Origin of the sequence: Cytobacillus solani, from assembly GCF_001420595.1 — a bacterium.
In the GTDB taxonomy this organism is placed as follows: domain Bacteria; phylum Bacillota; class Bacilli; order Bacillales; family Cytobacillaceae; genus Cytobacillus; species Cytobacillus solani.
The window spans coordinates 2,741,120-2,752,872 of sequence record NZ_LJIX01000006.1 but is presented as its reverse complement, the minus strand read 5'-3'; the positions used below and the strand labels follow the sequence as shown (position 1 = coordinate 2,752,872).

The 11,753-nt window shown below is 38.8% G+C and carries 11 protein-coding genes; 8 read left to right on the top strand and 3 right to left on the bottom strand.

Annotated elements, in window-relative coordinates; genetic code table 11:
* Position 1 precedes the first annotated feature (1 nt).
* The 5 genes from AN957_RS15585 to AN957_RS15565 all read left to right on the top strand — a co-directional run bounded on the left by AN957_RS15585 (position 2) and on the right by AN957_RS15565 (position 5,279).
* Positions 2-844, top strand: a complete 843-nt coding sequence (locus tag AN957_RS15585; protein ID WP_053476375.1) for an ADP-ribosylglycohydrolase family protein — start codon at positions 2-4, stop codon at positions 842-844.
* Between the two features lie 192 nt (positions 845-1,036).
* Positions 1,037-1,228 (top strand): hypothetical protein, encoded by a 192-nt coding sequence (locus tag AN957_RS15580; protein ID WP_053476374.1) that lies wholly within the window; start codon positions 1,037-1,039, stop codon positions 1,226-1,228.
* A 95-nt stretch (positions 1,229-1,323) separates the two neighbouring features.
* Positions 1,324-2,277: a ribose-phosphate diphosphokinase gene (locus tag AN957_RS15575; RefSeq protein WP_281176532.1), complete on the top strand. Its 954-nt coding sequence runs from the start codon at positions 1,324-1,326 to the stop codon at positions 2,275-2,277.
* A 198-nt stretch (positions 2,278-2,475) separates the two neighbouring features.
* Positions 2,476-3,807: an aminotransferase family protein gene (locus tag AN957_RS15570; protein WP_053476373.1), complete on the top strand. Its 1,332-nt coding sequence runs from the start codon at positions 2,476-2,478 to the stop codon at positions 3,805-3,807.
* 47 nt (positions 3,808-3,854) lie between these two features.
* Positions 3,855-5,279 (top strand): aldehyde dehydrogenase family protein, encoded by a 1,425-nt coding sequence (locus AN957_RS15565; RefSeq protein WP_053476372.1) that lies wholly within the window; start codon positions 3,855-3,857, stop codon positions 5,277-5,279.
* A gap of 131 nt (positions 5,280-5,410) precedes the next feature.
* Here the strand turns inward: AN957_RS15565 and AN957_RS15560 are convergent, their stop codons facing one another.
* Positions 5,411-6,841 carry a hypothetical protein gene (locus AN957_RS15560; protein WP_053476371.1) on the bottom strand — a complete coding sequence of 477 codons (1,431 nt, stop codon included), beginning with the start codon at positions 6,839-6,841 and terminating at the stop codon, positions 5,411-5,413.
* Positions 6,842-7,097: 256 nt separating this feature from the next.
* Here AN957_RS15560 and AN957_RS15555 point away from each other — a divergent pair, with 256 nt between their 5' ends.
* Positions 7,098-7,781 (top strand): peptidylprolyl isomerase, encoded by a 684-nt coding sequence (locus tag AN957_RS15555; RefSeq protein WP_053476370.1) that lies wholly within the window; start codon positions 7,098-7,100, stop codon positions 7,779-7,781.
* A gap of 87 nt (positions 7,782-7,868) precedes the next feature.
* Here AN957_RS15555 and AN957_RS15550 read toward each other — a convergent pair whose 3' ends face one another.
* Entirely contained in the window at positions 7,869-8,174 is a 306-nt protein-coding gene (locus AN957_RS15550; protein WP_053476369.1) for a hypothetical protein, read from the bottom strand.
* Between the two features lie 164 nt (positions 8,175-8,338).
* Here AN957_RS15550 and AN957_RS15545 point away from each other — a divergent pair, with 164 nt between their 5' ends.
* Together AN957_RS15545 and AN957_RS15540 are read left to right on the top strand one after the other, a co-directional pair.
* Positions 8,339-9,847: a mechanosensitive ion channel gene (locus AN957_RS15545; protein ID WP_053476368.1), complete on the top strand. Its 1,509-nt coding sequence runs from the start codon at positions 8,339-8,341 to the stop codon at positions 9,845-9,847.
* Between the two features lie 47 nt (positions 9,848-9,894).
* Positions 9,895-11,232: a hemolysin family protein gene (locus AN957_RS15540; RefSeq protein WP_053476367.1), complete on the top strand. Its 1,338-nt coding sequence runs from the start codon at positions 9,895-9,897 to the stop codon at positions 11,230-11,232.
* A gap of 69 nt (positions 11,233-11,301) precedes the next feature.
* Here AN957_RS15540 and AN957_RS15535 read toward each other — a convergent pair whose 3' ends face one another.
* The gene (locus AN957_RS15535) at positions 11,302-11,694 is read right to left on the bottom strand and encodes a hypothetical protein (RefSeq protein ID WP_053476366.1); all 393 of its coding nucleotides are present in this window, start codon (positions 11,692-11,694) and stop codon (positions 11,302-11,304) included.
* Positions 11,695-11,753 lie beyond the last annotated feature (59 nt).

Genomic DNA, 11,753 nt, shown 5'->3' with positions numbered 1-11,753 from the left:
GATGAGAATGTTAAAAGACGCTGTTTATGGATTTGCAGTAGGCGATGCATTGGGGGTGCCTTTTGAATTTCAAAGAAGAGGGTCGTTTCAATGTACGGATATGGTTGGGTATGGGACTTGGAATCAGATAGCCGGGACATGGTCAGATGATACCTCTATGCTTTTAGCAACTTGCGATTCCCTTAAAGTACATGGTGCAACCATTCATTTAGACGATATGATGGATAAATTCGCTCGATGGTATTCAAAAGCGGACTATACAGCCCACTGTGAGCGATTCGATATTGGAAATACAACCGCTGCTGCCCTTGAACAATATCAACTAGGTTCAAACCCAGTAAAATGTGGTCAAACTGACATTTTTTCAAATGGGAATGGCTCGCTCATGCGAATATTACCCCTCACTTTTATTCAATGTGAAGAGAGTGAAATTATGAATGTATCCAGCCTTACCCATGCCCACTACTTATCGAAAGAAGCATGTGTCATTTATGTGAAAATAGCAAAGCAATTATCACAGGGAGAAGCGATTCAATCCATTCTTTCGAGCGGTTCATGGAAAGAACCGTTTGAAAGAATGGGGAAGCTGTCAGAGTTCTCCGTATCTGAGATCAAGTCATCTGGCTATGTCATAGATACATTGGAAGCAGCTCTTTGGTGTGTTTGTACAACAAATAATTATAAAGATTGTGTGTTGAAAGCTGTGAATCTTGGTGAAGATACAGACACTGTAGCCGCAGTAGCTGGAGGTCTTGCAGGCATCATGTACGGATATGAACAGATCCCTATTGATTGGGTAGACAAATTGGCAAATAAGGCATTGATTGATAGTTGTTTGTTTTAAGAGTGATTGAGTCATTGTCCAAAATTTTTGAAAGGAAATTCTAGGAGGATGGCAACTTTTTGAAGCTGGTAAAGAAACAATTTGAACACTGCAAATAGAATCAGGAGGAGCAACATAAAGGCTCAGGCTAGCAACTTAAAAGATTTTAAGATATCTTTTTAGTAGTAAATAATTTTAACTAGAGGATGAGTAATGAAGAGATATCGTTTAATTAATGAATTTAAAAGCTATGAGAGAGGGACTAAATTTTATGTAGTTGCTGAATCTGAATTTATCGGAGTAAAAGAATATGTATTGCGTACCAGAGATTTAAAGCGCAGGTTAATCATAACTGAAGTTGAATTAAATAGAAATTTCTTAAGAATATATGATGAACATTTGTGATAAATGGAAAAGCCTAATATAGTTTCTTGAGGAGCCCATTTCATGTAAAATAGGATAAGGAAATAAAAATTATTGCAAATAGGCTTGGAGGAAAAATAGTGTCATACATACTTAAGAAGAATTTCAAAATGTTTGCACTTAATTCGAATCGAGGGCTCGCTGAAGAAATGGCGCAGCTTTTAGGCTGTGAACTTGGGAAAAGCTCAAGTACACAATTTAGTGATGGGGAGCTGCAAATTCATATTGAAGAAAGTGTTCGCGGAAGTGAAGTTTTTTTAGTGCAATCTACATCAGAGCCGACTAATGAATATATCATGGAGCTCCTTATTATGATTGATGCCTTGAAAAGAGCTTCAGCAAAGATGATAAATGTTGTCATGCCTTATTTCAGCTATGCCCGTCAGGATCGAAAAGCCCGTTCTCGGGAGCCGATCACAGCGAGGCTCATTGCCAACCTTTTGGAGACGGCTGGAGCTTCTAGAATTTTAACAATAGATTTCCATTCACCGCAAGCTCAAGGATTTTTTGACATACCGGTGGATCATTTAACTGGGATTCCCATTCTTGCGGATTATTTTAAGAAAAAGTCATTAACAGATCTTGTTATTGTTGCCCCGCATAATGGGGGAGTAGTTCGTGCCAGAAAGATAGCTAATATCTTAAATGTGCCCCTTGCCCTGATTGATCGTCGGCGTCCGGAACATGATGAAACAGAAATCATGCACATTATCGGAAATATTGAAGGGAAAAACGCCATTATTGTCGATGATTTAATTGATACAGCTGGCACCATTACGACTGGTGCAAACGCATTGATCGAAAATGGGGCAAAAGCGGTTTATGCTTGCTGCACACATGCGGTGCTATCAGGACCAGCAATCGATCGTATTAAGTCCTCATCCATTGAAGAATTAGTGATAACAAATACGATTAGAGTGCCTGAAGAAAAACGGATTGATAAAATGACAGTGTTATCTGTCGCTCCATTACTTGTAGAAGCAATTGATCGAATTCATAATCAAAAAGCGGTAAGCCCATTATTTGAATAGAAATAATTCAGACCGGACATGCATACAGCATGTTCGGCCTTTTTAATTTCTGAGGAATTTCATCATTTTATAGAGTAGTTACTTTTTGTTTTTTGATAGAACAGCATGGGGGCACTAGAAGAATTATTAAAAAATGGCATAAAAAATGCATCTAAAACCTATATAAGTATAAAACTATTATTTCAGGAGGAATCAATCATGGAAAAAGTTAAAAACAGTGTGCAGGAATTAATGGAGTTAGATAAGAAATATTTTCTTCATCCGACCTCTCCGATTAAACAACAGCAGGATCAAGGACCCTCTTTTATTTTTACTGAGGGAAAAGGTGTCATGCTTACAGATATCCTCGGAAATACGGTTATTGATGGAATGTCCTCATTATGGAATGTGAATGTTGGTCACGGGAGAGAGGAATTAGGAAAAGTGGCGATGGAACAAATGTCAAAGCTTGCATTCTCTTCGTGTTTTGCGACGTATAGCAATGAGCCAGCGATTCGATTAGCTGCAAAACTTGCAGAAATTGCTCCGGGAAATTTAAATGCCACGTTTTTTACTTCTGGCGGTTCCGAGGCAAACGATACGGCATATAAATTAGCGCGGCATTATTGGATATTAAAAGGGCAGCCGAATCGAAAGAAAATTATTTCTCGAACGAAGTCCTATCATGGCGTTGCGATGGGTTCAACAAACGCGACTGGTTTAAAGCCGTTTCGTGAGTTTACAAACGCTTTTGATCCAGATTTTTGCTATGCGGATCACTTTTCGAGTGAAGACTTACGGAGAGTTATTGAAGCGGAAGGACCTGAAACAATTGCCGCTTTTATTGCCGAGCCGGTACAAGGAGCAGGTGGACTCCATGTTGCCCCTGACGACTATTTTAAAGAAGTTAAAAGCATTTGTAATGAATATGGCATTTTATTGATTACAGATGAAGTAATTACAGGGTTTGGTCGGACAGGAAAATACTTTGGGATTGAACATTATGGTGTAGTACCTGATATGATGTGCTTTGCAAAGGGAATAACGAGTGGGTATGCCCAATTAGGCGGTGTAATGCTATCGGAGACTATTCATCAAGATTATATGGAACTTTCGACAGGTACTCTTTTGCATGGATACACGTACAGCGGGCACCCAATGGCTTGTGCGGTTGCATTAAAGAATATAGAATTAATTGAGGAAGAAGGTTTAATTGCAAATGCTGAAAAAATGGGAGCTGAGATGCATAAAGGCTTTCAATGGATAGAAGGAGAACGAAAAATCATTGGCAAGGTAAAAGGTCTAGGGCTAATGGGCGGTTTAGAATTAGTAAAGGATCGCAATACAAATGAAAAGTTCCAAAATCCTGTTGCGCCTTTAGTTGTGACGGAAGCGGCTAAACGAGGACTTATTTGCCGATCGGTTGTTTTCGATGGGCAGGATACAGTTGTATTTGCTCCTCCTTTAATTATTTCTAAGGAAGAGATGGCCAAAATGATTGATATTCTTCATGACGCAATTGCTGCAGTTGAAGCAGAGGTTTTACAATAATTATAGATTTGCCAATGTAAAAGTTTTTATAAAGGAGAGGTTCACGAATGAAAAAGAAGTTATTCATTAATGGAGAGTGGGTGGAAGGGAGCCAATATGCCACTCTTCGATCTCCATATAGTGAAGAGGTAGTAGCAGAGATTCCGACAGCGACGATGGAAGAGGTAGAGAAGGGTCTCCAAGCCGCTTATCATGCGCGAAAAACGATGGCAGTTATGCCGAGTCATCAGCGTGCATCCATTTTAGAAAAAGTAGCCGTTCTATTAGAAAAGCAAGCAGAGGAAGCGGCTGAGATAATTGCCACTGAGGCGGCCAAACCAATTACAGCTGCACGTGCGGAGGTTGCTCGAACCATTCAAACGTATAAATTTGCTGCAGAGGAAGCGAAACGGATTCATGGGGAAACGATTCCGCTAGATGCAGCACCAGGCGGAGAAGGTAGAATCGCTTACACAGTACGAGAGCCGATCGGTGTGATCGGGGCGATTACCCCTTTTAATTTCCCAATGAATTTAGTTGCTCATAAGGTTGGTCCTGCAATTGCTTCTGGTAATTCTGTCATTCTCAAGCCTGCAGGGCAAACACCTTTATCGGCTTTATTTATCGCCGAATTATTTCAGGAAGCTGGACTGCCTGCAGGAGCTTTAAATGTCGTTACAGGAAGTGGCTCCCTGATTGGAGATAAGCTTGTAAAGGATGATCGTGTCCAAAAGATCTCGTTTACAGGCAGTCCAGCGGTAGGGATTGGCATCCGGAATAAAGCGGGTTTAAAGCGTGTCACCTTGGAGCTAGGCTCGAATGCGGCAGTTATTGTTGATAAAGATACGAACTTAGATAAATTCATTTCGCGCTGTGTAGCGGGGGCATTTGGCTTTCAAGGTCAAGTATGCATTTCCTTGCAGCGCATCTATGTACATGAACAACAATATGAAGACTTTGTGGATAAATTTGTAACTGCAGCGAAGGGGCTCACAATCGGTGATCCGCTTAATGCGAAAACAGACGTTTCCGCATTAATTACCCCAAAAGATGTAAGCCGAACCCTTGAATGGATTGAGGAAGCAAGGGCGCAAGGAGCGAAAGTCGTTATTGGAGGTAGAGCTGAAGGAAATGTTTTACTGCCTACTGTGATTGTCGAGGCTGAACCGACAATGAAGGTTTCATGCCAGGAGGTTTTTGCACCAATTGTCTTGATTAATAAGGTGAAAACGGTTGAAGAGGCTATTGAACGAGTAAATGATTCAAACTACGGACTTCAGGCAGGTATATATACTGAAAATATTCATACTGCTTTAGCTGCAGCCGAGCAGCTTCATGTTGGAGGAGTCTTAATTAATGACATTCCTACCTTCCGTGTAGATCATATGCCATATGGAGGGGTAAAAGAAAGTGGTGTTGGCAGGGAAGGCATAAAGTATGCAATCGAAGAAATGACTGAGTTGAAGCTCGTTGTGTTCAATAAGAATGAATAAGCGAGGGACTGCAAAATCTTTAGAACAAAGATTTTGCAGTCCTAATTCAAATCATATTAAAACTAATAATCTATTTATCTGCATTTTCTACCTCTATCTCCTAATTCTATGCTTCGTAAATATATTGCAAGCTAAAATATCATCAACCCAACAAACGTGGATAGGATCAACCCAATAATAACTGGCAAGAAGCTCTTCCGAACAAGCTCCATTACTGGCACTTTTGCAAACCCTGCCACAGCAACAAGAGAGGACCAGGCGATTAATGTACCGCCGCCAACCCATACGGAGCCCATTTGTCCAATAGCTGATAATGTAGCAGCATCCACTCCAACACTATCCCCTAATGCCCCTGATAATGAGCCTACTAATGGCAAGCCGGAAAAACCTGAACCATCTAAGCCAGTAATGGCACCAATTAAAAGGATGCCAAACCCTGCAATAAAGGAGCTTTCTGGAATGTATTGCTGACCAGCCACGACTAAGTCGAATAAGAAGGATGGTGCTTCTTCAGTACCAGTGTTTAAAATCTTTGCAGATAAGTCCCCACTACCTATAAAAAAGAACCCTGCAATAGGGATGACAGGTCCCATTGCTTTAAAGGCAAATACAAACCCCTTCACGAGATGATCGCTAACATTATTCAGTGAAGATCGGACACTTCGGAAGGTAGAAGTCACAATAAGGAGGATTGCCGAAGCACCACCTATTAAAGCGGCCCCTGTTCCTCCTTCGATGACAGGAATTGCATCAGAGAATTTTGCGAGAGCCATATAGACTACGATGATTAAAAATGTTACAGGAACAAGGATAGCGAAGAGGAGACTGTATTTTCTTTTCCTTCCTTGATTATTCCCTGCTTCGTCCTGAAGGTCTTCATTGATTTGACCACTATTTTCCCAAGCAGTAAGGTGTTTGCTAGAAGGCTTTAAAATGTCCTTTTTTAGCATGAAGTAAGCGATAATAATAGCTGCGGCACCAGTGATGATTGACAATACAAAAGCACGGTCAGCTACTGGGCCAACATCTATTCCCGCAGCTGTGGCTGTTAAGGTTGGAGCAATTTGAATGACATAATCTGACGATAAGGCCATACCTTGCCCAGCCAGTGAAATGGCAATAGCCGCGCCAATTGGCGGCAGTCCTGACCGAACAGCTACTGGTATAAGCAAAGCTCCGACAAGTGGGACAGCAGGCGTCGGCCAAAAGAACAGAGAAATGGCATACGTGACAAAAATAATCACCCAGTATGAAATATGCCCATTTTTCATGACCTTCTGAAATGGTGTAATCATTTGCTGATCAGCCCCTATTGATTTCAAAGAATGCAGCAAGGCGGTCATAATGGCAATTATGAGGAAAATATTAAACAACTCGCCAGCCGCTACCAAGCTGCCATTAAATATCGTTTGCAGCCCAGCTGTAAATGAACCAGTAAAAATCCAGCCAACTAAAAAGGTGACAATAATGGAAGGGACAACAACATTTTGCCTAAATAACATCGTGATAATGATGATACATGTTCCAATCAAATACATCCAATGAGCGGCTGTTAAATCCATACGCAAGTAACACTCCCTTCAAGATGAATTACATGATAACTACTTGTAAAGTAGGGTATGCGTACATTTGGGCTTTGGTGAAAGGGGGTGCTAGTGTATGAAGGAAGAAATTCACAAAAGTGTTACAATCTTAAATTTAATTCAAGAAAATGAATTTTCTTATAGATATCAGCATTTTCCAAATGAACCATAAATGCTATAATAGTGCCATTCGTCTTACTAGAATATTCATTTCATGAGGAGGATTATGTAGAATATGTTATTGAGACATAGATCTTTAGCTTTCATTTTTTCAGCATTGCTGGTTCTATTCAGCCTGGCTGGATGTGGAACACAAGCAGATAATGGGACTTCAAAAGATAGCAGCGGTGGAAAATCAGAAAACCAAGCAAGAGAAAAATCAGGATATCCGTCCGATGTAACTGAAAATCCTGTTGTTACGATTACGATGGAAAATAATGATGAGATTAAGCTTGAATTATATCCGGACATTGCACCGAATACAGTAGCAAATTTTGTTACTTTAATAAACAAAGGTTTTTATGATGGATTAATTTTCCATCGAGTCATCCCGGATTTTATGATTCAAGGCGGGGATCCGGCAGGAAATGGGACAGGCGGTCCGGATTATTCAATTTTTGGCGAATTTGCAGCAAATGGGTTTGAAAATAATTTAAAGCATGAACGTGGGGTCCTATCAATGGCACGGACGAATGATCCAAATTCGGCAGGGTCCCAATTTTTTATTATGGTTAACGAATCCTCTCAACTTGATGGGCAATATGCTGCTTTTGGCAAGGTGATAGAAGGTATGGAGGTAGTGGACTCCATTGTTTCTGCGGAAAGGAACGGGGCAGATCTGCCATTAAAGGAACAAAAGATGAAAACGGTGAAGGTCGATACAAAGGGATATAATTATCCAGAGCCTGAGGTTCAATAAACTTATCAAACATATAAAAAGAACGCTCCTTTTGTTGGTTAATAGGAACGTTCTTTTTGTATATAAAATGTTGCATAAATTTTTATTCTATTCCTCTTTATTATCTAATTCGTCTTTCTTTTCTCCATCATCGATGCCATTATCTTGATCCACGCCATCTCCAACTCCCTTTTCCTTTAATGTTTCTTCAATATTTTTTTTCGCTTCAGCCATATTTTCCTTTGCTTCTTGCATAGCATCCTTTGCATCCTGTTCTGTATCGTTATCTACTGCATCTTTTTGCTCTCCATCACTGATGCCATTATCCTGATCAACACCATCTCCACATCCTGTTAGCCCTCCTAATATAAGAAGTGCAGCTAATCCGCCTGTTAAGAATGTTTTCCTATTCATTTCTAAACTCCTCCTTCTATTAATCGAACTGTTGATTGTATTCCCAGCACCAAACAAGATGAAACATGGTATTTTCGAGTGAGAATTCCAATGTTTTGAAATAAATGGACAGGGTATTACATAATCCGACCTACCAATTCAATTTGAAAAAGGGAGAGATGTTTATGAAAGTAGAAGAAATTACGGCTGGATGGTATAGATATACTGATCTGATTCCGAATCTATTATTAGCACTTCTCGTTTTATTAATTGGCTATTTCGTGTCTAAAGGAATTGGAAAAGCAGTGGAAGGGTCATTAAAGAAAACAAGTTTAGATAATCGTTTATTTTCAAATGTAGGTAATCGAAAATACCCATCAGAAGTGATTATTGGAAAAATAGTTTTCTATATTTTATTCGTCTTTGTGTGGATTATCTTTTTTAATATGCTTAATTTGAGCCTGATCGCAACACCACTCGTGAGTATGGTTTCAACATTAACTTCGGCTATTCCCAATCTATTAAAAGCTGCTCTTATTCTGCTATTTGCTTGGATCATCGCATACCTCGTACGCATATTCATTGAAAAGGGTGCAAAATTAAGTCATATCAATCGTCGCCTAGTCAATTGGAAAATGGCAAAGAGTGAACAAGATGCTGCGAGCAAAGTGAATAGTTTGGCAAAGGCAATCTTTTATTTTATCATTTTTTTATTTTTACCTGGGGTACTTGGGGCTTTGCAAATGGAAGGCATTTCTGAACCATTTTCAAAAATGTTGTCTACGATTCTTGCTTTTCTCCCTAAGTTATTTGCGGCCACAATCATTGTGTTAATCGGTTGGCTAGTAGCAAAATTTGTTCGAGATTTATTAACGAACTTTTTAAGCAGTATTGGAACAGATCGTATCGGGCAGCGAATGGGTATAATCAAAAGTGCAGGAGGAACCAATTTTTCAAGCATCCTTGGGAATATTGCGTATATATTCATTTTAATACCGACAATCATTACAGCATTAGAAAAATTAGAACTAAAAGGTATTTCTGAGCCTGCCATTGCGATGCTGCATGATGTATTAACGATGATTCCGAATTTACTAGTAGCTGTAATCTTCATATTAATTGGTATGTGGCTAGGAAAATGGGTTGAAAAAATGGTCGTGCAGATGCTGTGGCGTTTAAAATTTGATCAAGTATTTCACCAGATAGGGATCGGGGCACTAACACCGCAGCAATCAAAGAATTCCTTGTCACAGTTAGTAGGATTACTAGCAAAAATAGTAGTTGTTTTCTTATTTATTGCTGAAGCATTACAAGTTGTCCATTTAGACTTTTTAGTCAATATTGCATCAGGTATCATTGCCTATTTGCCAATGCTGTTCACTGCCATATTAATCTTAGGAATTGGATTATATGCAGGGCATTTAGTAGAGCGTATCCTACAAAATCTATTAAAACTAAAATATTCCCGTACACTCGCAGCTGTTGCAAAGTATTCTATCTTTGCGATGACCCTATTCATGGCATTAGACCAGCTAGGTGTTGCTCATTCGATTGTAAATGCTGCCTTTATTCTGATTCTTGGCAGTTTGGCATTAGCATTTGGCCTAGCGTTTGGGTTAGGAGGAAAATCGTTTGCTGCAAAATATTTAGGGAAATTAGATGAGAAGTTAGAAGAGAAAACAGAGGAACTTTAAGTTTGAACGTTTACAATCCGAAATCTATTCACGATTTCGGATTGTAAATGTTTGATAGAAATGGATTAAAGGGGGTAGTCACATTGCTTTTATTTAATGTATTGTTGATTATTCTATTAATAGCATTAACTGCCTTTTTCGTAGCAGTTGAATTTGCCATTGTTAAGGTACGGAGATCAAGAATTGAACAATTGATGGCTGAAGGGAAAAAGGGTGCTTTTTCTGCTAGAAAAGTAGTTACCCGCTTAGATGAATACCTATCCGCTTGTCAACTAGGGATTACGGTGACAGCCTTAGGACTAGGCTGGTTGGGAGAACCTACGGTGGAAAAGCTTTTTCATCCTTTATTAGCGGCATTCCAAATGAGCGAAACGATTACCCATTTTATTTCCTTCCTTCTCTCATTTGTTTTGGTCACATTTATCCATGTTGTTATAGGAGAGTTAGCTCCTAAATCAATTGCCATTCAAAAAGCGGAAGAAATTACACTGCTCTTCGCAAAACCAATCATCATTTTTTATAAGATAATGTATCCGTTTATATGGCTATTAAACAGCTCAGCACGATTACTTGTTGGTCTATTCGGAGTAAAGCCTGCTTCTGAACATGAATTAGCGCATTCTGAGGAAGAACTGAGAATTCTCCTAGCAGAAAGCTATAAAAGTGGGGAAATTAATCACAATGAATGGACATATGTGAACAATATTTTTGAGTTTGACGAACGTATTGCTAAAGAAATAATGGTTCCGCGTACGGAAATGAGCTGTATATCGGTTCATGATTCAATACAAGAGATTGTTCAGAAATTAAAGACAGAAAGCTATACTCGTTATCCAGTTGTTGAAGAAGATAAAGATCATATCATTGGTATGATAAACATTAAAATGCTCTTAACCGCTACATTCCTGAAAAAAGGTTCTGATCAAGATTGGAATATCAAAACTTTTATACAGCCGATCGGTCAGGTTATTGAATCCATTCCCATTCATGACTTACTAATAAAAATGCAAAAGGAAGGAACCCATATGGCGATTTTGATAGATGAATATGGCGGTACTTCTGGATTAGTAACGGTTGAAGATATTATTGAAGAGATTGTTGGCGATGTAAGGGATGAATTTGATACAGATGAGGTCCCGGATATTCGTAAAATTTCAGATTCTCATTATATTTTGGATGGTAAGGTCTTAATTAGTGCAGTTAACCAATTGCTTCAAATTCATTTATCTTATGAAGAAGTAGATACGATTGGCGGCTGGTTCCTCACACAAAATACTACTGCCAAAATAAGTGAAGGGGCAGTAGTGGAAGAAGAGGGATATGTATTTACAATTAAGGAAGTAGATGGCTATCACATCTCCTTTTTGGATGTAAAAAAGAGTTAAGCCTCAAAATGGGGCTTTTTTCTTTGTAGAAAAATAGTGATTTCTTCCGTCAGGTTTGAAATATGACATTTATTTTTTCTTCAATTCTTTATTTAAAAACTTAGTTAATATCTTTTGAATGGCTGAAAGCTTCAACAAACAAAAAATAAAAATGACTGTTCCAGCTATCGTTATAATTTCTGTCATTCGTATATCCTGTGCTAGGAATTGACTTATGGATGAAATGATTACAGCAAGAGAAAAGGCTCCGAATAATATAAGAAAGGTGGCTAATTTACGGCGAACGGGATGACCCAAAATAAGCTCGGATTCATCAGTTGTAAATCCTGTTCCAGTCATCATTGAAATAACCTGAAACCTAGAAACTTCTACTTTTAACCCAGTTAAGCGAAATAAAATGACAAATATTTCAATTACAACCAAGATAATAATTAGATAAATGAATAAAAATAATATATTCATAGGTCACCTCATAGAATTCTCAAATAATCGTGCCTCAACAGTAATATAAACCTTTAAAT